22 protein-coding genes are annotated in these 24,562 nt (G+C 56.1%); all 22 read right to left on the bottom strand.

Translation table 11 applies throughout. From position 1 onward, the window contains the following. Positions 1-29 precede the first annotated feature (29 nt). Positions 30-1,163: a DegT/DnrJ/EryC1/StrS family aminotransferase gene (locus JNL86_04595; GenBank protein ID MBL8042179.1), complete on the bottom strand. Its 1,134-nt coding sequence runs from the start codon at positions 1,161-1,163 to the stop codon at positions 30-32. 1 nt (position 1,164) lies between these two features. Next, positions 1,165-2,199 carry a dTDP-glucose 4,6-dehydratase gene (locus JNL86_04590; protein ID MBL8042178.1) on the bottom strand — a complete coding sequence of 345 codons (1,035 nt, stop codon included), beginning with the start codon at positions 2,197-2,199 and terminating at the stop codon, positions 1,165-1,167. A 13-nt stretch (positions 2,200-2,212) separates the two neighbouring features. Next, entirely contained in the window at positions 2,213-2,839 is a 627-nt protein-coding gene (locus tag JNL86_04585; GenBank protein MBL8042177.1) for a WbqC family protein, read from the bottom strand. 136 nt (positions 2,840-2,975) lie between these two features. After that, entirely contained in the window at positions 2,976-4,832 is a 1,857-nt protein-coding gene (gene asnB, locus JNL86_04580) for an asparagine synthase (glutamine-hydrolyzing) (GenBank protein MBL8042176.1), read from the bottom strand. Between the two features lie 5 nt (positions 4,833-4,837). Further along, positions 4,838-6,331 carry a hypothetical protein gene (locus JNL86_04575; GenBank protein ID MBL8042175.1) on the bottom strand — a complete coding sequence of 498 codons (1,494 nt, stop codon included), beginning with the start codon at positions 6,329-6,331 and terminating at the stop codon, positions 4,838-4,840. Between the two features lie 71 nt (positions 6,332-6,402). Beyond that, positions 6,403-6,837: a DUF393 domain-containing protein gene (locus tag JNL86_04570; GenBank protein ID MBL8042174.1), complete on the bottom strand. Its 435-nt coding sequence runs from the start codon at positions 6,835-6,837 to the stop codon at positions 6,403-6,405. Between the two features lie 25 nt (positions 6,838-6,862). Further along, complete coding sequence (locus JNL86_04565; GenBank protein MBL8042173.1) at positions 6,863-7,822, bottom strand: methionyl-tRNA formyltransferase; 960 nt, start codon at positions 7,820-7,822, stop codon at positions 6,863-6,865. Between the two features lie 28 nt (positions 7,823-7,850). Beyond that, the gene (locus JNL86_04560; GenBank protein ID MBL8042172.1) at positions 7,851-8,969 is read right to left on the bottom strand and encodes a radical SAM protein; all 1,119 of its coding nucleotides are present in this window, start codon (positions 8,967-8,969) and stop codon (positions 7,851-7,853) included. A gap of 123 nt (positions 8,970-9,092) precedes the next feature. Beyond that, positions 9,093-10,043 (bottom strand): glycosyltransferase, encoded by a 951-nt coding sequence (locus JNL86_04555; protein ID MBL8042171.1) that lies wholly within the window; start codon positions 10,041-10,043, stop codon positions 9,093-9,095. Continuing rightward, positions 10,040-10,663, bottom strand: a complete 624-nt coding sequence (locus tag JNL86_04550; protein ID MBL8042170.1) for a class I SAM-dependent methyltransferase — start codon at positions 10,661-10,663, stop codon at positions 10,040-10,042. Before JNL86_04550 ends, JNL86_04555 begins: the two co-directional genes overlap by 4 nt. Then, positions 10,660-11,643, bottom strand: coding sequence for a flippase-like domain-containing protein (locus tag JNL86_04545; protein MBL8042169.1), 984 nt, complete (start codon positions 11,641-11,643; stop codon positions 10,660-10,662). The genes JNL86_04550 and JNL86_04545 overlap by 4 nt, the downstream gene beginning before the upstream one ends. 69 nt (positions 11,644-11,712) lie before the next feature. Continuing rightward, positions 11,713-14,268: a hypothetical protein gene (locus JNL86_04540; protein MBL8042168.1), complete on the bottom strand. Its 2,556-nt coding sequence runs from the start codon at positions 14,266-14,268 to the stop codon at positions 11,713-11,715. A gap of 36 nt (positions 14,269-14,304) precedes the next feature. Continuing rightward, positions 14,305-14,931 (bottom strand): hypothetical protein, encoded by a 627-nt coding sequence (locus tag JNL86_04535; GenBank protein MBL8042167.1) that lies wholly within the window; start codon positions 14,929-14,931, stop codon positions 14,305-14,307. A gap of 249 nt (positions 14,932-15,180) precedes the next feature. Continuing rightward, a complete protein-coding gene (locus JNL86_04530) occupies positions 15,181-16,137 on the bottom strand; it encodes a GDP-L-fucose synthase (protein ID MBL8042166.1) in 957 nt (318 codons plus the stop codon). After that, positions 16,137-17,150, bottom strand: a complete 1,014-nt coding sequence (gene gmd / locus JNL86_04525; GenBank protein MBL8042165.1) for a GDP-mannose 4,6-dehydratase — start codon at positions 17,148-17,150, stop codon at positions 16,137-16,139. The genes JNL86_04530 and gmd overlap by 1 nt, the downstream gene beginning before the upstream one ends. Positions 17,151-17,681: 531 nt before the next feature. Continuing rightward, complete coding sequence (gene rfbD, locus JNL86_04520) at positions 17,682-18,539, bottom strand: dTDP-4-dehydrorhamnose reductase (GenBank protein MBL8042164.1); 858 nt, start codon at positions 18,537-18,539, stop codon at positions 17,682-17,684. Further along, positions 18,524-19,555 (bottom strand): dTDP-glucose 4,6-dehydratase, encoded by a 1,032-nt coding sequence (rfbB, locus tag JNL86_04515; protein MBL8042163.1) that lies wholly within the window; start codon positions 19,553-19,555, stop codon positions 18,524-18,526. Before rfbB ends, rfbD begins: the two co-directional genes overlap by 16 nt. Next, positions 19,556-20,290 (bottom strand): NTP transferase domain-containing protein, encoded by a 735-nt coding sequence (locus tag JNL86_04510; protein ID MBL8042162.1) that lies wholly within the window; start codon positions 20,288-20,290, stop codon positions 19,556-19,558. A gap of 147 nt (positions 20,291-20,437) precedes the next feature. After that, on the bottom strand, positions 20,438-21,520 hold the full coding sequence (locus JNL86_04505) for a glycosyltransferase family 4 protein (GenBank protein MBL8042161.1): 1,083 nt from the start codon (positions 21,518-21,520) through the stop codon (positions 20,438-20,440). Positions 21,521-21,571: 51 nt separating this feature from the next. After that, the gene (locus JNL86_04500) at positions 21,572-22,390 is read right to left on the bottom strand and encodes a glycosyltransferase family 2 protein (protein ID MBL8042160.1); all 819 of its coding nucleotides are present in this window, start codon (positions 22,388-22,390) and stop codon (positions 21,572-21,574) included. A 9-nt stretch (positions 22,391-22,399) separates the two neighbouring features. Beyond that, positions 22,400-23,473 carry a glycosyltransferase gene (locus JNL86_04495; GenBank protein MBL8042159.1) on the bottom strand — a complete coding sequence of 358 codons (1,074 nt, stop codon included), beginning with the start codon at positions 23,471-23,473 and terminating at the stop codon, positions 22,400-22,402. Continuing rightward, positions 23,470-24,562: putative lipopolysaccharide heptosyltransferase III (gene rfaQ / locus JNL86_04490; protein MBL8042158.1), on the bottom strand; the 1,093-nt coding region annotated here is incomplete at its 5' end. The genes rfaQ and JNL86_04495, both read right to left, overlap by 4 nt.

Raw genomic sequence — 24,562 nt, 5'->3', positions numbered from 1 at the left:
AACTAACTCTCTGCCGGGCCGTTACAGGATCACATCCGTGCCTTCAAGAGACGCTTCAGTGTTGCCGCAACCTGTGTTGTCTGGGCTTCGGTCATCGCCGGATAAAACGGTAGGGACACCACGCTCTCACCAATCTTTTCGGCATTCGGGAACTCGCCGATGCAAAACCCAAATGTTTCCCGAAAGTAGGTCAGCAGGTGGATCGCGCGATAATTCACCACACTGCCGATTCCCTCCTGCTGGAAGCCTTGGATAATTGCGTCTCGACACCCTCCCTCCACAAACACCGGAAAGAGGTGCCTGGCATGGCGCACATGCGGATGGGTTTTCGGCATGGACAGACCAGGACAATCCGCCAGCAATCCTTCATACAAACGGGCCACGGCATCACGCTTGGACCAACTCTGTTCAATACGATCCATTTGAGGAAGAAGGAGCGCGGCATGAATATTATCCATGTTGTACTTCCAGCCCAACACGGTCATGTCCCAATGCTGATAGCCCTCGCGGTGACGATCCGCTGCGGTTTTTGTCATGCCATGGAGCCTGAGCAGGCGAAGCTTTTCAGCGACCTCTTTATTCTTGGTCACAAGAGCCCCCCCCTCTCCGCAGGTGAGGTTCTTGGTCGCATAAAAGGAGAAGCACGCCGTATCTCCCAACTCTCCCGGCTTGACTCCATCACGAACACCTTCAAGGCAATGGGCGGCATCCTCGATCACAAACAGGCCATGCTCGTCGGCAATCTTCCGGATGGTGACCATATCGCACATCTGCCCGTACAGGTGAACAGGCAGAATGGCCTTGGTCCGTGGCGTGATCGCCGCCTCAATGTTGTTTGCATCCAGGTTGCCCGTCTGCGATTCCACATCAACAAAGACCGGCGTTGCACCAGCCTCGAGGATGGCCGTGGAGGAGGCGATGAAGGTCATCGGCGTCGTAATCACCTCGTCGCCAGGACCGATCCCTAATGCCAAGAGGGAGAGATGAAGCGCACCGGTACAACTCGTGACGGCCAGCGCATGCTGAATGCCAAGATAGGCCGCGAAGCGTCGTTCAAAGGACTCGACCACTTCCCCCGTCGTCAGAATCGGCCCGGCGAGGACCTTCCGCACCGCCTCAATTTCCGGCTCGCCTAAATCATGGCGATAGAAAGGAATGCTCATCTTAGTGTAACTCCCGCTTGCCGGCGGCTGTGACGATGGGAATCCGCCTCATCCACATCTGTGGTCTCCACCAGGCTTCGTTATCCCGATACCATTGAATTGTTCGCTCAAGGCCCTGCTCGAATGAGGTGCGCGGTTGCCAGCCGAGAATCCTCGCGGCCTTCGAATGATCACACGTGTGGCGGAACACCTGTCCGGGACGATCACCGATAAATTGAATGGGGCTCTTCTTCGGCTTCATCAGTGCCCGAACGGTATCAGCGATCTCCATGAGGCTGATGTGTCGCCCTGTCCCCAAATTGAGCACTTCACCAAAGATCCGCTTGGGCTCGGCATGGAGAATCAAATCAAGAGCCTCGCAATGATCCTGCACATAGATAAAGTCTCTGGCCGCAGACCCGTCTCCATGAACCGTAATCGGTTCCTCGAGAATGCAGCTCGTGATGAAACGCGGCACCACCTTCTCAAGGTGTTGATACGGCCCATAATTATTGAACGGACGGACGATGATCGAAGGAATTCCATAGGTCTGCCAATACGAATAGACCAGGCGATCAGCGCCGCACTTCGCTGATGCGTAAGGACTCATCGGCAGCAATGGATGGGTTTCCGACATTTTCTCCGACTCCGCGGTCCCATAGACTTCAGATGTCGAGATATGAATGAATCGTTCCACCTTATCGCGATATTTGAGCACAGCATTGGCGACTGCCTGAGTGCCCAATACATCAGTCTCAAAGAATAACAGGTTGTCATAAATCGACCGCGTGACGTGTGATTCGGCAGCAAAATGGATCACCACATCCGCCTGAGATACCACGGTATCGACCAACTCGGCGTTTCGTACATTTCCATACCAGAACATCAGTCGCTCATCGGAACCATTGTTAATGTCCACCGGGAGATTTTTCACATTCCCCGCATAGGTCAAGGCATCCAACACGATGAGACGATAGTTCGGATACTTCTCGTAGAGATAGCGCACAAAGTTACTGCCAATGAAACCTGCCCCTCCGGTAATCAGTATGGTTTTCACCAATCCTCCTTTTTCATTGGCCGCGTAATATGGCCGCGCTATCCGGTCCACAGTTCAACACGAGATCGAGTGCGGAAAGAAACGGGACAAATTCCCCGTGCTGTTGTGGATACACGGGGTGCTGAAACCCCTGCCACGCCACCTCAATTCCATTTCGTGCGAAGAGCTCACGGTCCAGATACGTCTTCGCTGAGTCACCGCTGAGATACCGTGTGGCGTCGAAATGCTTGCAGAGGGCGCACAATCTTTCATTCCGGTCGCCTTCAACATCGAGCGATGATGCACGGATGACCGTTCGTTGAAGCTGCAACCACTCACACATCAACGCAATGAGAGACAGATCCAGGTCTGCAAGAAGCGTCCAGGGCCGTAACAATTGATCTTCCAGCATGGGCAGGTATTGAGTCAGATATGGTGCCTTTGCGTAGAATTGCCTGATGGTTCCGATGTGCTTTTTTCCCCAGGCCGTCTGGTTGTCAATTTCAACCTCGTTGATACGTGGCCACCCTAATCCCTTATGCCGAACGGGCACGGTCAACCAATGAGGCCCCTTCGGAGTTTTAATTCGATTACGATTTCGCCATCCATGCTTGTCGTACTGGACATCGTCATACAGGACGAAAATATCACTTCGACGCATCTGATCAAAAAAGCCAAGCCAGGGCAAATAACCTGGCTGGAGCACACACAGTGTGATCGGTGACTGCGGGTTAGGCTCGCGCATGATTCAGGCAGGAATGCTCACACCTTCGTCGGCGACGCCTGAGCCCTTGGCCTCAGGCCATGTACAAGTCATACCACTCCTGAAAAACCACCAGCGAATAGACTTTGTTGACGGCGAGATGATCCGGTTGCGCCCGATACAAGGCATCCACTAGGCCCTGAACATAGGCCGCTCGAAACAATCCGTGCTTGGCGAGTCGCTCGGGGCTGAGGGTCTCTCGAACATATGATTCCAGATCACGCAACAGCCACTGCGTGATCGGCATGAGAAAACCTTCCTTCTTGCGGTACACCATCTCGGGTGGAAAGTATCGTAGCCCCAGCTTCTTCAGCAAGTACTTCGTTTCCCCGTCTTTGATCTTCAAGGCTCCTGGCAATCCGGAGACAAAGGTGACGAAGTCCGTATCGAGAAACGCCGTGCGAACCTCAAGTGAATGGGCCATTGAAAGGCGATCGACGAATGCCAACACCTGATCAGGGAAGATGGTCCTGAACTCCGACTCCAGTATCCGATTCAAGGGATCACGAGCCGATAGTTCTGAGAAATCACGGCGGAGTCGATCACGGGTACTGTACGATCGCATGCGCGCGGCGAGCTCTTCAGTATAAAGCGCGTCTTTTTCCTCATCACTGAATACCAGCAACTTGTATCGCCATCCCCAGTCTTCGGGCTCAGCCATCCGCGCAAGAAAATCCACTTGCTGATCAAAAGGCCGAATAAGCGCAGGATTTCCAGTCCGCAAATAGGTCTGAAAATTGGCGAGAGGAAAGGCTAAGCGATGCGACAAATAGCTTCCGAAGAGTTCGTCGGCCCCGTCACCCGAGAGTGCCACCTTGACGTGTTGGCTCATGAGTTGAGCAAGAAAATAGGTCGAGACTACGCCTGCATAGGGCTCATCAAAACACGACAAAATGCGGCGGAGGTTTTCGGGGAAGCTGGACACTTGGATGGTTTCCTCGTGATGCTCTGTTCCATACCGGTCGGCGACCCAACGGGCCCAGCGGCGATCCTCCTCTTTCCCTTCGGTCGTAGACTCCCGGGAATACGTCAGCGTGAAACTCTTGATCTTGGACGGCGAGAGCTCTGCCGCAAGCACCGTCGACAGGCTGGAATCAATGCCACCGCTCAGAAAGAACCCGATCGGCACATCCGACAACAGACGCCGCTCGACCCCCTGCCGAAGCAGTACAAGCAGCCGGTCCGTGATCTCTTCCTCCGTCATTCCCGCGCTCGTATCGGTTCCCGCGAAGCTGAGATCCCAGTATCGACTGACGACTGGTTCCTGTCCCACGCGATACGTCAGCATATGCGCAGGCGGAAGCATGGCAATGCCTTCGAATATCGAAAGCGGATGGGGCACGTGCTTGAAACTCAGGAATTGGTGGAGGGCATCAAAGTTCAAACGTCGAGTGAAGCCCGGAATGTGCAACAACGACTTGATTTCAGACGCGAAGTACAGTGCGTGATCATGCAGGCAATAGTAGAGCGGCTTCTTCCCCGTTCGGTCCCGGGCCAGATATCCTATTTGCCCGTCGCCATCCCATAGCGCAACGGCAAACATACCGTCGATGTTCTTGGGGAAGGCCGCCCCATGCTCCTCGTACAGATGAGGCAAGACTTCCGTATCGCAGTGGGTCTCAAGCACATGTCCACGCTCGAGCAAGTCTTTCCGAAGCGCAGGAAAGTTGTAAATCTCTCCATTTTGCGCCGCCCAAATTGTCTGCGTTTCATTGGCGATCGGCTGCCGTCCTCCCGGAAGATCCAGAATACTGAGCCGCCTGGCTCCGATTGCAAAGTTTTTCCCCGACACCACATGTTCATCATCTGGCCCACGATGGGCAAGGACCCCGACCATCTGGTTGACAATCTGATTTGGGCCAGGACCAAACCGACCTGCAATTCCACACATATCTCTTACCGTCCCCCTGCCGGAGCATAGGTCCCTGGCCGGACCCCCTCATGAACCGGCGAGACCGCATGCGGCGCCCGCACAGACACCGAGGAATCGATCACCCGCTCCACGACGGTCATGGCCGCGGGATCCACCGTATATTCAGCAACCGGCGAAAACACAAATCGATCCGGCTCTTTTCGTAAACTGACGTACTCAAAAATCAATAGCTCTCCCTTCTCAGGGGAAAAGGTCCGGGTATACCGAAGCAGTCGGTCGTTAAACAGTGCCTGGTTATTCGGGTAATATTTGAGCGTCGTAAAGATACAGGCGAGGACAATAGACTCGGCGACGTGCTTGAATCGCCACCGAGGCCCCCAACCATCGTGAGAGAGAGGTCGTCGATCCTGCTCGCCCCCTTGCGGACAGGAATAGATTCGAATGAAGAAATTCACAATGTCGACTGAAAAAACTCTCCACACAATCAAGCCAAAGAAATTTGTGTAGCGCTCCAGGGCCACCTGAAACGGCCGCGGAAGCGAGCGCCTCACATAGAAATTATAGGACAAGCCGCCATGCGCCAATGGCAACAGGATCAGGTAGGCACCCAGGGCATACGCCAACACCTCATTGACTGCAGGGGCCCAAGCCGAGCTCAGAGCGGGAGGAGCCGTCACCGAGCCAACCAGGCCCGTGATCAGTACATCGCCAGCACTACCGGGATGAAGGAAAATAAGACTGCTACAAAACATCACAATTTCGCATAGCAGACCAAGCCGAATCTGGGTGGCAATAAAGGCAAACATTCCGAAGATGATCAGGCCACCAAGGAATCGGGTTGGCGGCAACAACATGAGAATTCCCGCCACAATTTGCGAAGACCATGCGAGGTGATTTAGAAATTTAAACAGCGGATGCGAGGGAGGCAGATTACGGTAGGCCTTCCACCAGTACCCCCAAGCCGGATTGGTCATCCCAAGTTCCATCCCGTGATTTTTGACATAGCCGGCGGAGAACTTATAGAAACCGGATGAGAGATACACGCACGCAAAGTCCGCCTGAAGAACTTGTAATGCCAGTGAGCGTAGCTCAGGTGCATAGTGGAGCGTATATTCCAGAAGAGCGACCGCCAGTCCTCCCCAGTAGAGAATGTATCCAGGAGCGCCCATGCCCCGCAGCAATCCCTTCCAGCGCATGCTGACAAAAAAATACCTACAGATGAGCAAGTTGATCACGGCAGGCCATGGAGACCATAGCCCTCTCGCGATCAAGAGGCCACACACAAACCATGCGACAAGTACCACAGGCACGACGATCGGATTTTGGACAATTTCTACCTCTCGTAACGACTGCCCATATCCCCCCCACCGTTCGCTCAGGAAAAATCGTCGCCAACTAGGAAGCGCCAGGATTAGCATGCCGCACAGGAGTGTCCCGTATGCGACGCGCATAAACGCCTGCACCGAAAAACTGAGTTCCGGATGTAGGAATGGTTGTGAGGCAAACCACATCTCCATATGGAGCTCACCCCTTTCCCTTCAGCATGAATGGTCCGACCGTTCCGGCAACATGAAACACTCCGCGCATCCTAATGAGGCACAGCATCAATATGGTCAGGGGAAGATCCCTTGGGAGGGTGAACTGGAAGTGTGCAGGCCTCCGAGCCACAACCAAACTTCAGTCGATTCTTGGCCACCCATGCATAGACACGAGTCCCCACAAAGGTTGCACCGGGAAAATAAAACACCGGGATGAGGAGCCACATCAGCGGACTGCTCCAAATCATGCGGCGAAAGGCAAAGAATCCCCGATAGACTACCCGCCGTTCCGTGACGGCAAACATCGCATTGTCAAAATCCGCATGCGTTAACTCAGGAAACGCCGCAGCAATCGATTGCTCATCGTGGGCGTCATGAAATCGAAATACCTGCATGAGGTCGGTGGCACTGAATATCTTTAAGCTGCGAAGGCAAAAGCGACACTGCCCGTCGTAGATGACATGGACCGGCTCAAATACGCTCATGGTGATCTCCATTCCATCCAGCCCCTCAAGCACCTACGCGGTCCCCGACTCGCAGAATTTGCTGCACCTGCATCCCCACACTCCGCCGGCCATCCATTTCGGATTCTTCAATGAGAACTGCGCCATCGCCGGTCAGCACCCTCGCCCCTTGCTCATCGATCTGAGTGACCAGGCCCGGCGGTCCTCCAGCCGATCCCTGAAGCGCACGGGACTTCCATATTACTAGCTTCCGCCCATTCAAGAAAGTGAACGCGCCTGGCCACGGACGAACGAGCGCCTTCACCAAGCGGCAGATCGCGGTGCTCGTAACCGACCAATCGATCACGCCATCATCCTGAGTACGAAGCCGATGATATGTGGCTTTCGTTTCATCCTGCGGAATCTTTGAGGCGCGCCCTTCCGCAATCGCGGGCCACCATTCCTGAAGCAGGGCAATTCCCGTCGTCTTCAGTTTCTGTCGTACCGTCGCAGCATCGTCATCCTGCTGAATGGGAAAACGCCCTTGGGCAATGATTGGCCCGGTATCGATACCTTCATCCATATAATGAAGCGCCACGCCCGTCTCCACTTCACCATTGATGATGGCCCACTGCATGACATGCCCGCCTCGATATTCAGGCAATAGGCCGCCATGAACATTGACCGTACCTTGCCGGGGGACTTGAATCACATCAAGCGGAAGAATCATCGGGTATGACCACACCACAATGACATCCGGTTCAAGCTTTTTCAGGTCGAGGACGAACGGCTCAATCGCCTTCCGTGGCGGCTGCACGAGCACCGGAAGCCGCTGCGTGCGAGCGAACTCTTTCATGAAGAGGACATCATCGCCGGACCGATTCGAAGGGGCCACCACGGCAACTACCTGCGCTCCAGCCGAGACTAGCGCCGTGACGGCTGCGGCGCCTAATTCGCCATACCCAAAAACAATAACCCGCCCACCCCGCGCCCCAGCCGTGTCACGAACGGATTCCTTCTCCGACATACGCTCACCCTATATGCTCAGCTCCAATCTAGACTTTCGGTTGGAAGACCTCAACCTCCACCCCTAGATCTCTTCGCATCACTTCTTTTAAATGATCCCCCGAGTTCCGTAGGACCTTCTGCCACCCATGGTCCCAATCACGAATACCAGCGAACCAGGCCGAACATCCGCGGCAGGGAAAACATTCAGCGCCTCGGCCCTCGAGATGCATCTTGCGATACCACGTGAACATTTCCCCCTGCCAAATTTCCTTAAGACTTGTGTCCTTCACGTTGGGAAATAGCTCAGAGGTCTTGAAGGAAATGTCCTGCCCGCAAAGGGCAATCCGTCCTAAGGTATCCACATTCAACCGCTCAAACGGCCAGACGCACGGTTCCTTCTTTTGTGTCGGCAGGTCCGCATACAAATGTCGGTCGAGAGTTTTTCCAAGCTGAATCGTCGTATTATCATCCCAGGAAAGAAACTTCCTGGTAATGACCTCATCCACCCCCACATCCTTCAGCCAAAACTGAACCGCGTCATCCAGTCGGCCGTCGATCGCTTCCTGGCGAATGATGGAAGTGACCACTCGGGTAGTCGCCACATGCTGCTTTCGAAGATCCAACGCGGCACGTACATTACCGACGTGTTTCGCCCACCACTGCTCCGGATCTCCCGTCTTCCCGCTTCGCGGTGGACGCAACACCGCATAGGTGTCGGCATCCGCCGCATCCATCGAGAATTCGATGAGATCAATCCCGGCCCGGATTACGCGTTCCAACCGTTCACGATGCTTGGCGTTTGGGCCAAACATACTTCCGTTGGTGTTTAACCAGACTCTGGCCCCTTTCGCCTTGGCATATTCAATCATCTCGACCATTTTCGGATGGAGCATGGGTTCGCCACCACCGGTACAGCGCATCCATGCGCCATACGGACCACACTCATCAGCAATTTTCTCCCATAACTTCACCGGGATTAAATCGCCATCGTGCTCACGGTAGAACCGTCGCAATTCAGAATTGGTATCCGTATAGGGACAGTTTGGACACCCCATATTGCATGGATAAATAATGGAGATAATGACCATCAGCGGAAACTCTTCGGCCCCGGGCTTCAGCCCATAGGCTTTTTCGCTTGGGGCGACCACTAGCGGCTTGGTTGTCACAATATATACTCCTGGTTATCGACAATTCTTACACCTGTCCGACCATGCTGCAAACGGCACACATCTCACCGCGACATCGCAGACCAATGCGCTGCCTGATGTCGGCTGCACTACCTTCGCATCTTAGCGAAAACGTTTGAAGAGAGGAACAGTACATGCGAGCACATAGTCAGGAAGTGCAAACGGTTCTGCCACTCGCACGATACTTCCCTTCGTGGCCTCATGCCTTGCACCAAACCGCACCCTCCATCCCCATCGAACCCAATTGATCAAGACATCTTTTATTGTCCGACACACCGTCGTGAGCTTCGCGCCTTTTGCATGCCCTTTCGAGCGTGGAATAAACGCGATCGGAACCTCAATAAATGTCGCCCCGCGGTAATAGGCCCGAATCAACATTTCAGGGTTCACAAAAGGAGTCCTGGCCTGGAGGCCAAGGGACTGCGCAAGCTTGGTGGGATAAAAGGTCACATTCTGGAAATCGTGAAACGGCACGCCAAAGAGGAGACGTTGAACATAGTAATTGCTGAGAGAAATCAGCGCCTTCTTAAAGTTATCAGACCGAGTCTTCACGCGATACAGGGAACGCAGGAGGGGGATGTGACTCAATAACCGCTCAGGAACCGGTCGAACCCCTTGCACCACGTCATAATACCGCAGCAATTCGAGATAGAGGCGGAGATCGCTGATGTCGTAGGACCAGTCTACCGTCTGCCAGAAGAGAAATTCTTTTGTGGCCGAGTCAACCGCTCGCCGACAGGACAGACCCACATTGAGATTGGTCTGGTTCGTGATGACCTTGAGCCGCGGTTCCGTTTTACAATACGACTCAAGAATCGCCCCCGTCCGATCCGAGCTGCCGTCGTTGACAAAGACGATCTCATAGTCCACCACAGTCTCACGCAAGGTCAAGAAGGCTCGGTCTAAAAAGTCCTGAACCAAATCTTCTTCATTCAACCCCCAGGTAAGCAGGGAAACTGATCGATCAAATTTAGTCGAGGGACTGTGCGAAGGTACCAGTGACGGCTTGAGCGAGGTAGCGGAAGAACCAGGCAAGACCGGTGAATCCATCATGAGGATTGGAAGACCTCGTTTCGACATTGCACGATGGCGACAGAAAATGGAATCGGGAAGTTCCCAGCCCAGAGCGCGCTGTCAACGAAACGAAACGAACTTTTCGTCAACTTGGCATATCGATCGAAAGGCCGCACATATTCGCCTCGATCATGACTGACGATCAGTCTCGTGAGCGCGCCTTGTCCTTCGTAAAAACAAGGATCCACGGTGATCATCCGTCCACCTTTCTGAAGAACTGCCGCGCCGAGCTGAAACGCTCGTTGGGCCAACGTGTCATTGAGATGATGCAACACGCCATTAGCCATGACAAGATCAAACTGCCCTTCAAGTTCCGGCAAATGGTCGGCGACATCCCCCAAGACAAACCGCCCGCGATCTCCGAATATACGCACGGCATACTCGATGTAGGGGGGATGGTGGTCGAAACCGACGTATGTCGTTCCGGCCAAATACCGAACGACCTCACCCGTGCCACATCCGATATCCAGAATACGAGCTCCAGGCTCCGGCTTGATATATTGCTGGACGTAGCTCCGAAGCCATCGATTAAGGCCAAGACCTTCGCGCATCCAACGATAGGCTTCCGGAAGGCTCAGAATGTTACGTAGCCCTGTCACTCGCGCACTCCTTCCATTACTTCGCAAGGTTGAGTGAAGCCTTTCCAAGACTTGGCGGACAATAGCCACAATATCAGGCCCGGCAGGGTTGCCCCAGTCGCCAGCACACGGTAGCCGAGAAAAATGGTCGCATACCCTCCTGTCGCATCACCGACTTTGATCAAGTGACAGACTTTTTCGAACGCCACTTCGCCCACGCCGATCCCTCCTAGAGTGAGCGGAAACAAATTGGCCAGCCAGCCCCATGGAGCGGCGAACACATAATCGGTGGGGGACATATGCGTAAATTCCATCGCCACACCAAGAATCATCACGGCGATGATAGCCAGTGCTTGAATGACCAAAGACAGGCCTAAGGCAGCACACAGTGTGAGCGGAGCTCTCATATAGAGCCCCGTGGCCTGTCGGACCGCCGCCACGATTCGCCGAATGCCTGCGGCGGATGAGTGGACGGCATCCCCGGCATGCGTCACGACCGCGTCAGGTGCGCAGATTCCTGCGATGATTGCCAGCAGAGCGCCACCCACTGTCACTAACCCGGCACAGACGGCCAGTGCCATCAGGACGGGATCCGACATCACCAGCTGCAGGTAGGCCAGCGCCACGAACGCCGCGACTGACACGAGCGCATAGAACCCAAGACCGCGGTCAACAAGGACTGACACAACCCCAGCGGCGCGATTAACGGGAAATCGACATGCGACATAGGCAACACGATACGTGTCGCCGCCAAATCCTCCGCCTGGCAAAATACAGTTCAGAAACAGCGAGAACCATGTTGCCTCGCTGGCATCGCGAAGAGTGAGCGGAATATCCTGGCAGGAAAGCAGCATCCGCCAACGTACGACCGATATTGCATACATCAGGAGAAAGATCGCGATGACACCACCCACGGCAAACGGGTGTTCCCTCAACGACTGCACTTTCGTCCAATCCACAGCACCGGTGGACAGGAGATACCACACAATACCAACAGCCATGAGAGATTTTGCACAGATCACCAACCAGTGTATTTTCTTTTCTCCCATAGGTAGTATTGACCGTACACTCTAGAGTCTATCGTGCAGAGGAGGTTCTCCTTCGTGGGGACGAAGTCGGTAAATACGATAGTCTTCCGATTCAAACCGAAACTCCAAAGCCGCCCGTGCCTGGGGATCGTTCGCGAGCACACGATCGATCGCTTCACCCTCTACAGGCCTCGTCATAATCCATTGCACGCCATACTCCCGCAAGAGTTCGAGCGGCTCCCGTATATCACGGCTCACCTCAAGGAGGCGAGAGAAATCCCCTAATTGCAACACCCCTGATGATACGCGGAACTGCTTAGCTGCAGCCTCGCCTTGTATTTTCTCAACAAAAGGAACATTTGAGAAAAATCCCGAATTCAAGCTCCCCGCCACACTCAGAACTGGAGCGTACTGATTACTTACTATCAGCACTGGCATAGTATGGCCACCAAACCAGGTTTGCAACTCGGGAATCTCTCGCCGGATATAGGAGATGATGGCTGGTGGGAGCCGCCACGACAGGTCCGGAGCGACATGGAAGAGATGTTGCCGGTCACGCTGGTTATATCGAGCAGCCACCATGTCTTCCGGGCCGACGTGATTCTTCACACGCTCCGAAGCCCCTATTGCTCGATGCGGCCAGACCGTCACCCACAACGCCTGCACCATCAACGCGCCTGTGACACAGACCGTTGTGAAGACCAGTGCACGCGGCCTTGCCAGGATCAATGCGGCCAGTACCTTACGACCCGGCACAAGCCAAGCATGCTTGCCTTTGCAGGAATTTTCGTACGAGTGTTGCACTCCGATCCGACTATCTTTGCCGACATCGTTACGTCGCAAATGACCCGCTCGGATAAGAAGACCAGCTAGGGCGCCTCCGTATAAGGCAATTTCCGAGATGACTCCCCCCGTGGCGAAGCCTTCAGGATTATTCCGGTTCACAGCCAATTCAACGGTCACTACCCCTGCAATCAGTGCAAGCCCCCAGAGGCCAACTCTTCGTAGTGATCCTTCGTTCGGAGTCGCAAGAAGGGCACTCACGAGGGCAAGAGTATCGGCAAACACAACCGCAAGGAGAATAAACAGAACGGAAAATACATCAAAGATGAACGGAACGCCGACGATGATACCGGCCACGAGATGCAATCCCTGGAAGAGGGAAAAGAGTCCGAATCCGACAATCGCCAACGGCAGCACCAACAGTGCGAACCGGTCCACAACCATGACATACAACGGCAGAAGGCACAGGGCGGCCGGGACGAATGCCAAACCAGGAGTAAACCACCAATAGGGGAAATGATGCTGGTACGGGAACGTATCGTACTGATCGAGGTGTAACTGAGGAACTCCCAGGAGCGTCAATACTCCATGCGCATCCAAACCTCGCTGCAATTGAGCAACCATGTCCTCACGAAGGTGCGAAAGAAAGCGGCCGAGGTCAGGCTGGAGGGCTAAATTGATCTGCCGATATGCCAGCAATACTAAGCCGACGACTCCCAGCAGCCACAGAACCCGCACGAGGTCATGCTTTCGCTCTCGGTAGTTCAGCAGCATCACAAACCCCGTCACAACCATCATGCCGACGAAGAAGAGGGTTTCTCGCGCATGGATGAACGTCATCTCTACGATCAAATACACCAAGCCAATGAACGCTGGAATATTGATCTTTCGCTCAGCCATGTGAATCAAAAAATGAAACATGGCTAACGGCACCAGCACGCCCGCTGCGAACGCATAGCGATCCGGAAACGGTGCAAAGACAGTCAACGCATTCGACATCGGCTGCGGCAGAAATAACCCATGGATAATTCCCATACATACGATTGCGGCGACTGCGGCCCATCGCCTGGTAATCTGGCGCGTTATCGCTGCAAGACACAGCAACGATACAGCGGCGGTGAACGGCCAGAGCCCCTGCTGTACATCCAGGATATCTATCCCTGAAAACTGCGCACTCATGGCGAGCATCTGATAGAACGGCACAAAGAAATACGTGGTGTACTCATCGGCATGAAAGGCGATATTGGTCATGCTGATTGAAGAGTTTTCGAACAGTTTTCGAAGAATGACTAACTCTTCCACGTACAAACCAGCAGGAGTCTTATTCGAAATCACCACCGACCAGAGAATGAGTATCGCGCCGCATCCAACCACAGCAGGCCATTGAATCCGTCGCAACGCGTCCCAGGGCACCCGCCCTTGCTTGCCCGATGCTGCGAGTACGGCGAGATACAGTAGGCACGCAAGCAACAAATACACTTCCATAGCTTGCGCCAGCGAAGGCTGGAACACGTATATTGCAACGTTTGCAATAAAGTTATAGGTGAGACCTAACGAACACGACAGCACCAGCAAGGTGAGGTAGGGATACCGGGAGTTCCGTGAGTACGAGAGGATTGAGAAGAGCGCAAATCCTGGGCCCATACAAAACACAAATCCACACAGGGGGAGCCGTATGGAAGCAGGGATCATCGAATAGAGCCCCACAAGGTGAAGCCCATAGATCGCCATGAATGCGAGCGCAAACCACAAGGTGAGCCTCTGCTGGCATTGATCAACGTACGCATCCGTCGCCTGCTCCTCAGTCTCAAACATGTGGCCAATCAGCAGTTGGTACGGCTGTAGGTATAGTCATCTTCCCCTCCCCTGACCAGGCGCTTTCACTGCCCCAAGGGATTGTCCTCCGCAAGAATCGCTGCAGGGGGAGGATGACGAATCACTCAACAGAGGCCGCAGATCTTGCACAAAGGGACGCAGATTACTCGCAATTACCTGTAAGGAGCGATGCAACGACTCACGCTTGACCTCCGGCAAGGTCTCGAGATTGGCGGCAAAATCTTGAAGAATCTCACGCACGATAATTCTTTTGGACGTCAGCTTAGATACGGCCGCTTCCAGATACTGACTAGCCACAAGCGTGCACACCAAGATTCCGGTCACCGCAATGACCGCTTTGGCGACATAGCTGCGAACGCCGTTTCCGCCGATCCCGCGACTAGCATCATCATCAGGGGCATCTTCTCGAGTGACCGACCGATATCGCGCCCACGTGTTCTTCGTCGCTAGGGGCGGCGGCAACTCATCTTCAATACCACCTTCCACGAACTTACGGATCAACTCTTGTTTCCGCTCCTCGATCTGCCCCCACAACACGGCAATATCGGTGCTCGTCTCGAGAATTCCCAACTCGCGAATGCCGCCATAATACTTACCGTCCCGCTCCCACACCAAGACCTGATAATCCGCCCTGTCATTCACGGTATCCCTCATAATTTAATGAACTGCTGCGTCTGGCCGACTGTCCCTGCGGGAGGACGTGGAACTCCCTTGGAGTGGCTGTCGGTGGATTGACCATCGGACACCGAATTATGTTCGAGTTCAGCAGTTCAGGATCTCATGCGGCTGGCCGTCGAGTGCTTCAAGGCCCCAACCAGGACTCGACAGGGGTGACACCATTAACCGTTGTGGAGCAACTGCTTATACAAGCACATGGCCTGGCACCTGCCGCTACTGCACACCCAACGTGCCGCCACGGCGTCCCGCCTCATGCTGGACGTACCACTGATACGCATCTTTCAGACCTTCCCGAAGCCCAATTCTGGGAGTCCAGCCAAGGGTGGTCATTCGGCCGCAATCCATCAACTTCCGCGGCATGCCATCGGGCTTGGTGCGATCCCAGCGTATCTCTCCGTGATAGCCAACCACCTCTGCTACCAACACCGCGAGTTGAGCGATGGAAATCTCTTCCCCGGCGCCGACGTTCATGATCAGGGGGTCGGAATAGCGGTCCATCAAAAAGAGGCAGGCTTCTGCGCAATCATCCGCATGGAGAAACTCCCGCCGCGGGGTGCCGGAGCCCCACAGCGTGGGAGGAGTGTCCTGCTCGCGTGCCTCATGAAACCGGCGAATCAACGCCGCCAGGACGTGGGAATGATTCAAATCAAAATTGTCGTTCGGGCCATACAGGTTCGTGGGCATCGCCGCAATGAAATCGCACCCATATTGCCGCCGATAGGCCTGGCACATCTTGATCCCGGCGATCTTCGCCACTGCGTACCACTCATTGGTCGGTTCGAGCGGACCGGTCAACAGATACTCCTCTTTCATCGGCTGCGGCGAATCACGGGGATAGATACAGGAGGAACCCAGCAGGAGCAGCTTTTTCACACCGTGGAGGTAGGCCTGATGGATGACGTTGGTCTGAATCGCCAGGTTGTCGTAAATAAACTCCGCAGGCAGTGTGCTGTTGGCCAGAATGCCGCCGACCTTGGCAGCGGCGAGGAAGACATACTCGGGTTTGACCTCCGCAAAAAATGCGGCCACACACGCGTGGTCGCGCAGATCCAATTCCTTGCTGGTACGGACAATCAGCTTGTCATACCCACGGGCCATGAGCGCCCGTACAATTGCCGAACCCACCATCCCCCGGTGGCCGGCAATAAAAATACGCGCTGTCTTTTCCATCATCCTAGGCCCCCTCTAGATGCAGTCCCCTGCAGCTTCAGTCGCTCGGCCTCGACATCCGCTTCGACCATCATCACCGCCAATTGATGGAAACCTACGGTCGGCTTCCATCCGAGTTGTCGTCGCGCTTTCGACGGGTCGCCGATCAGCAGATCGACCTCCGTGGGACGAAAATAACGTGGATCGATCTTCACATATCGCTGCCAGTCCAGGTCCAGATGGCCGAATGCCACCTCGAGAAACTCGCGGACCGTGTGCGTCTCCCCGGTCGCCACGACATAATCATCAGGCTGTTCCTGCTGCAGCATGAGCCACATCGCTTCGACATAGTCCCCGGCGTACCCCCAATCTCGCTTCGCATCCAGATTCCCGAGAAACAGGTCCTGCTGCAATCCCAGCTTGATCCGCGCAGCGGCTTTGGTGATCTTCCGGGTCACGAAGGTTTCCCCCCGCCGCGGCGATTCATGATTGAATAGAATGCCGCTACAGGCGAAGAGATTATAGGCTTCCCGGTAATTGACCGTAATCCAGTGCGCATAGACTTTTGCAGCGCCGTACGGGCTGCGAGGGTAAAACGGCGTGGTTTCCCGTTGAGGCACGTCCTGCACTTTACCGAACATCTCACTCGACGACGCCTGATAAAATTTAGGGCGTAGTCCCGACTCCCGAATGGCTTCCAGCAATCTCACGGTGCCCAGAGCCGTGATTTCAGCGGTGTACTCAGGAATATCGAAACTGACTCGCACGTGACTCTGCGCCCCCAGATTGTATATTTCGTCAGGTCGAACCGTTCGGATGATTCTGTTGAGCGAGCTGGCATCATTGAGGTCCCCATAGACCAGGTGCAGCTTGGCCCCTGACGTGTGCGGATCTTGATAAATCCCATCGATCCGCGCAGTGTTGAAAGAACTGGATCGGCGGATCACGCCGTAGACGTCATATCCCTTCGCCAGGAGAAACTCCGCGAGGTATGACCCATCTTGACCGGTAATTCCTGTGATGAGGGCGTTCACTTAGCACACACTCCAATCTCCGTCAGCACCTTATTGAAGTGACTCATACCCACCGCCTCCGCATTCTCAGACAACGAGGATTCACTTGTGATGGATCTATGACCTTCTGTCAAGCAGCAGGCCTCTCAAACCTCATCCATCTCACTTCGATGGTCCAAAGCAGGCGCTGAGAATTCGTCACCATCAGATGCCAGGCAGTGCATGACGTTGAACCGCCAGAACGAGGCATAGCCATGGGCCAATTTACAATCAGCCCTGGTGGCGCGATTCTTGTCCTGCACACAGAAACGCTAGACGTTGCGGAACCCTGACACGCTCGCAGGAAATAGTGACCAGTCGTTCGCCGGTCCGGAGAGCGGGCAGTATAGGTTCAAGCGCGCCGGACCAGGCCGCAAGGCATCAGTGATAGGAGCTCTTCAAAAACACAGTGGAATCGCAGTATAGAGAAAAGACAGGGGTTGCACAAGAAATGTGTCGGACAGAAACACCCGCGACCGTCAGCGGGCAGAGAGATGAGAAGAAGGGGTGCAACTAGGCGCGCGAAGGAAGTGGAGAAGTGGCCGACAGCGCGTGCATGAATCGCTGCAGCCCATCCTGCCAGGATGGCATCGTGAACCCGAGTTGGTGAAGCCGTTCCGCCGACAGCACCGAATAGGCCGGACGTTTGGCCGGCCTGGGCATGTCCGCCGTGGTAATCGGCTCAACCGGCACTCGGTACCCCGCCAATCTCACGATCTCCGTGGCGAATTCGTGCCAGGTGCAGTGGCCGTCATTCGTCACATGCAGAATGCCCCGCGCCGGATGCGCCACCAGCTTGCTGATCATCCCAGCCAAGTCTTCTGCATAGGTCGGACAGCCTCGCTGGTCCGCCACCACACGCAGGGATGGACGCTCGGCCGCCAGCTGGAGAATGGTCTTCACGAAGTTCTTCCCCTGCAGCCCATAGAGCCATGCCGTCCTGACCACGAGCGTATTCTCGCAACAGGAGAGGGCCCGCTGCTCGCCTGCGCATTTGGACGCACCATACGCACTGGCGGGATTGGTCGAATCGGTTTCCAGATAGGGACGTGTTCCCGTGCCGTCAAACACATAGTCGGTCGAGACATAGATCAATCTCGCGCCGGCCTGCGCCGCCGCGCGGGCGACACGCTCGGTGCCGTCAGCGTTGACGGCCATCGCCAGAGCCGGGGCACGTTCCGCGCCATCCACATCCGTATGCGCGCCGGCATGAATCACGATCTCGGGCGCCGCATCAACAATGGCCTTGCTGCAGTCCTGACGCGTCAGGTCAAAATCGGGAAGGTCGAGCCCGGTCACCTGATGCTGCTGCAGCACCCGTCGAAGATCCGTCCCCAGTTGCCCTTGAGCGCCGGTCACGACGATGCGCACGATGTGCCCTTCTCGAGACGCTTCTCATACTGCCGGCGATAGTACTCCTTGAACTCACCGCTCTTGATCTTTCGCCACCACTGCTCGTGCGTCCGATACCACTCGACTGTCTGCTTCAACCCTGCTTCAAATGGCACTTGCGGCGACCATCCCAGGGCCCGCAGGCGGCTGCAATCGATCGAGTAGCGACGATCGTGCCCCGGGCGGTCCTGAACGAACCGAATCAGCGAGCGAGGCGTTCCGAGCGCCGTCACGATCTGTTCGGCGACCGTGATATTTTCGCGCTCGTTTCCACCGCCGACATTGTAGACGGTTCCCGGCTCGCCCTGCTCGAAGACATGCTGAATCCCGGCCGCATGATCGTAGACCGACAGCCAATCCCGGCATTGTTTGCCATCCCCGTAGAGCGGAAGCGGCTCTCCATCGATCGCATTCGTGGCAAACAGCGGAATGAATTTTTCAGGATACTGATTCGGGCCGTAGGTATTACTGCCACGGGTGATGACAACGGGAAATCGGTAGGTCGTCCAATAACTCAGGACGAGCAAATCCCCGCCGGCCTTGCTGGCCGAATAGGGGCTGCGCGGTTCCAACCGGTCGCTCTCCGTCGAACTCCCCTGCTCGACGCTGCCGTACACCTCATCGGTGCTGACTTGCAAGAATCGGTGTAGGCCGAGCTGGCGGGCTTCTTCCAGCAAAATACCCGTGCCGACCACGTCGGTGCGGGCGAATGCCCCGGGATCGAGAATCGATCGATCGACATGCGTTTCCGCCGCACAATTGATGATGCCCTCGATACGATGCTCCACCAACGCAGCATGCACGGCCTGCTGATCTCCGATGTCGGCATGGACGAAACGATACTGAGGATGGTCGGCTAGATCCGCAAGATTTTCCAGGTTGCCGGAATACTTCAGCGCGTCGAGGTTCACGACCGAATGGCGACCGCTCTGGATCAATCGGCGCACCAGATGCGACCCGATGAACCCGGCGCCTCCCGTGACGAGTATGCGCATTTACAACTCCATCCTGTTTGCCCCGGTCTGTGCGACAAGCTGGTTGGCGGCGAGGAGCGATTCTATCGTGCCGGCATCCGTCCACCACCCGTCGAGCACATCCCACGTCAACTCTCCGGAGGCAATGTACGCGTTATTGACGTCGGTAATCTCCAGTTCGCCGCGCCCCGACGGCGTCAGCGTCCGGGTAATCTCAAACACGCGGCTATCGTAAAAATAAATGCCGGTCACCGCATAGGAGGAGCGAGGATGGGCAGGTTTTTCTTCGATACTCAACACCCGGTTTCCCTCAAGATGGGGCACACCGAATCGCTGAGGATCCTTCACTTCCTTCAGCAGAATCTTCGCGCCCTTTTTCTGCATCCGAAACGCCTCTGCGGCCTTGGCAATGTTACCTTGAATCAAATTGTCTCCCAGCACGACGCAGAGCGGACCATCATCGGCAAAATGTTCCGCCAGCCGCAATGCATCGGCGATTCCGCCCTCGCCCTGCTGGTAGGTATAGCTGAGATGCTTCAAACCGAAATCCCGGCCGTTCCCCAGCAATTTCAGGAAATCACCGGCGCTGTTGCCGCCCGTCACCAACATAATTTCCGTGATGCCGGCATTCACGAGCGTTTGGATCGGGTAATAAATCATCGGCTTGTTGTAGACAGGCAACAAATGTTTGTTGGTCACTTTAGTGAGTGGCAGCAATCGTGACCCGAGACCACCGGCGAGTACGACACCTTTCATGCTTCCTCCCTCGGCAACAGGATCCTCGGATCAGCCAAGCCACGCGTGCGATATCCGTGGCTCGGACAAGTCTCATCCATGAGTGGAATCGTACCGTCTCGCCCTCGGTTCAGACCAGAAAATTCGTGGATGTCGTCGGGGCTGGCATCACCGGCCGACCGTCCGTTCGTAGACCGCAACCGTTTGTCTCGCCGTACGTTCCCACACAAATTCCTGCGCCTTGGCCAACCCACGAGCACGCATGGTGGATTGGAGGGCGGCCGATCCCAGCACCCTGGTCAGTTCCTCCGCCAATTGGTCGGGTCGGCGTGGATCGACCAGCACCGCAGCCTCACCGGCCACCTCCGGGAGTGATGCCGCGTTCGAGCAGATCACCGGGCACCCACAACCCATCGCCTCCAGCACGGGCAAGCCGAATCCCTCGTACAGGGAAGGAAACACGAACACCGTCGCCTGCTGATAATAGGTCACGAGTTCGGCGTCGGACAGGAGGCTGACCAGCTTCGCCTGCGCACTCAGCCCACGCCGCTCAATTGCAGCACGGATATCCTCGCGTTTGCAGACATCACCCGCCAGGACCACATCGAACTTGTTGCGTAAGTCGAGGGGAAGTGTCGCGAAGGCTTCGACGAGCACGCCGACATTCTTGGTCGGATCAGATCCGGCGACACAGAATACGTAAGGCCTTCCCCCATGCCGCTGTTGAGCCGGTCGGAATCGCTCCGCGTCGAGGCCCAGCGGCGTCACGCTCACCTGGTCCGGACGAAGCGGCACATGCGCCAATAGATCACGCCGGGAATGCTCCGAGACCGTGATCACCTGGTCGATCGTCTGCCAACGATTCCCCACCAGCCAGTCTTCGATGCGACTATTGAGATTGGCACGAGGGCGGAGTTCCGGGAACAACAACGGTTTGACATCGTGAATGGTCGCGACAAATTTCCCGCGCTTCCAGACCACACAGGAATCATAGGGAAAATGCAGCACATCGTAGGAGCCGACCAGCAACGGCGCGACCTGTTCCCAAAATCGCCGGCGAAACAGCGGAAACCGGATCACGCGATACCGCATATTGGGATGCGCCGTAAACGGATGATCGGCCTGGGGCAGCAAAATGTCGTAGTGATTGGTGTGATCGACCCGCCCCAGGGCCTCGATCAATTCACGGGCATAGCGTCCGATTCCCACGTTGAAATTTTTCAGGTGCCAGGCGGCGATGACGATCTTCATGCGTAGTCCTTGCGGCTTCCACCGATGCACGGACCCAACCTGGTCGGCTGCTCACGAGCCGTGCGCCCGAGCCGTGCCGGTCGGAGGCAGCTTTTCGACCAGCATATGGCGAAATCGCCGCAACTCTGATCGCCGGACCCATTTATTTCTGATGTCAGTCCAGCGACGCTGGAACCAGTTCCCTCGGATGGTACGTCCCCACTTGCGGGTAAAGTGCGCCATATTGTGGTTCCAGTATTGGTTTGTCTCGAGCCGCGTTACGGCATCTTGTGTCACTTTCGAAAAATGATGAATGAACGCCGACCCGGTCATCGCGACGGAAAAACCCGCCGCCTTGGTGCGCCACAGGAAGTCTGTGTCTTCACAGCCGCCGTATTCGAACCCTTCATCGAAAAGCCCAACCCGGTCGAACACTTCCCGGCGGATCAACATACAAGGCGCATACAGTTCATACCGCACCGCCTCTGCGCAGGCAGTGGTAAACAGCTTGGCGTAGGCCGGCAGATCGTAATCGAGGAGCCCTTCCCGCGCAGCGGGGCACCCGATGCCCAGCCCCTGCTTCTCCATGAACGTGAGCAAGGCGTCCAGCCATCCCGGCGTTACCAAGATGTCGTTGTTGAGGATCCCGATCACCGCCCCATGACTGGCTCGGATGCCCTGGTTCCAGGCCTTGGCACAGCCGAGGTTGGTCGGATTCAGAATCGTCGTGGCGTTCACCGTGCGAAGATAGTCGACCGTGCCGTCGACCGACCCGTTGTCGATGAGGATCAACTCAACACTGTCGGGAGAATGCCGCTTGAGCGTCTCAATGCACTGCCGCGTGAAGTCCAGCTGGTTGTAGAGCGCAATCACTACACTTACCGATGTCACGAGAAACCTCTAAAGCATTTGTTTACACAAATCCAGCATGTACATGGCTCGAGCGGCCGATGTGTGATGGGCCAAGACATGCGCATAGGCTGCTTCGGCCAAACCATTCCGTACGTCTTCGTCGTCGCGAAGACGTCGAACCCATTCGACGAGATCCGCCAAATCCGGGCGGCAAAAGATGGCATGTACCCCATGTTCGAAATTATGGGGGATCACAATGTCCGGCGCTTCCGCAATCAGGGGCGTTTTCGAAGCCGCAATCTCCCAATAACGAAGAGTATCGTACCCGCCTCCCCGTATCGAGAGCGCCGTCTTGGACCGGGCCAACAACAAGCGGTACGACTCGCGGCCCAACTTCTCACTCGATCCCTGCCCCGGCGGGTCGCCTCGCAGCTTGGCAGCCATGATGCCGAACCACGAATCCGTCAGTTTTGAACTTCGATCCGTAGGCTCGGCATAAAGGCCTCCCTCGAAGCGAATATCAGAGGCCCCCGTCAGCAACTTCACTGCGCGAACCCGTTTTCTATGGGATGCCCGCCCCACGAAAGAGACGTCCACGTCCCTAGCAGCCGTGGGAAGCGGTTCAAGTTCGGCTGTTGTGACGGAAAAGGGTAAGGGGTACAGTCGAGTCGCCGAGCCTGACAACGGCGCCGCGTCGTCCGACCACCGCCCTCTCGAACCGGCAGCCGCTGCATTCAGCGGAAACTCCCGTTTGAAATACAGTCCTGCGCGCAACGATCGCGCCAAATCGTCACGGATGTGTCGGTCGTCTTCCCCATCCAGAAAGACGACAGGCGGCAGGGACTCGAGCCTGGCGAGTTCCAGACAGGCCCTGACCGCCCCGGCCCGCGGAGACGACACGACTACCAAATCGATGATCCCTTCGTGAATGAGGGTCGCGACGCGATCAACGGTTAGGTCCGCGTCGGAAGCGGAACCCGCTTGTGTCGACGACGCCCGGTGATAGAGCTCCTTACGGGGAAAATCGATCACGCAATCACGGCCGAGCACGGCGCAGAGCCCGTCATAGATCTGATCAGCCAAATAATCGCGCTCGGCATCCGTGAGGTACAGGATCTTCATCTTGTGTTGCCATCAATGTCGATGCTCTCTTCTTGGTCGCCCGACCCGGAGTCGACTGTACCGATCAACTCTGACGACGATCCCCTTCCTCCTGCCAGCATACGGCTCGCGGCCTCATAGACCTCGTCTACACTTATCTGGCGCATGCAACTGTCGTCCCCGCGCAAGCAGCTGGGATGGTAACAGGCCCGGCAATCCAGACCTTTATACATCACCTGCGTCAGGCCGCCACGCGGTCCCCACCGCTCCGGATAGGTCGGACCAAACAGCGCGACCACCGGCGTGCCCACTGTCGCGGCAATATGCATGGCGCCGCCGTCGTTTCCCACGAACAAGGCGCACCGTTTCACCAACGCGGCATACTGCAGTAGGGAAAATTTCCCGGCCACCACAATCGGCGCGCAATGCGTTTTTCGGGCGACCTGCTCGGCGACCTCACGCTCCCGTTGATCACCACCCAGCAAAATCCGGCAATGGAACCGTTCCACGAGGCGGTCACTCAGCTGAGCAAACCGTTCAGGCGGCCAGACTTTCAACGAATACCGTGCGCCCGGTTGCACCAGCACCAGCGGCGGGCAATGGTCTCCGGTCAGCCCCTGTTCCTTCAACCATCGGTCCACCATCTGCTCCTCCGACCCGGAAACCGAGACCGACGGCATCCCCGGTTTGGGATCGAGGCCCAGCGCCCTCAGGGCGCACAGGTCGTACTCCACGCGGTGCTGATCGACGGGGCGCGGTTTCGCCACCTTGCTGTACAACAAACCACGCCAGCGATGCTCCGCGTTAAAACCGATCCGGAGGGGCGCGCCGGTCGCGAGACTGATGACGGCAGAACGGTCCCCATCGGTCAGGTCGATCACGCAATCGAATCCCCGCTCACGAAGGCGATAGACGAACTTGCACTGGTCAGCCCATGCCCCTTTTTCAAGGCACAGCACGTCGTTCACATCCGCATTATGCGCCAGCACCCCTTCCGTCCCGCGATTGACCAACATCGTCAGCTGCGCGGCGGGAAAGGCCTCTCTCAACGTGCGCAACACCGGCGTCGACAACAGCACATCCCCGATATGCCGCAACTTGATGATCAGG

It is taken from the genome of Nitrospira sp. (genome assembly GCA_016788885.1).
Taxonomy (GTDB): domain Bacteria; phylum Nitrospirota; class Nitrospiria; order Nitrospirales; family Nitrospiraceae; genus Nitrospira_A.
The sequence above is the reverse complement of the archived record's forward strand: the minus strand, read 5'-3'. Positions and strand labels throughout refer to the sequence as shown.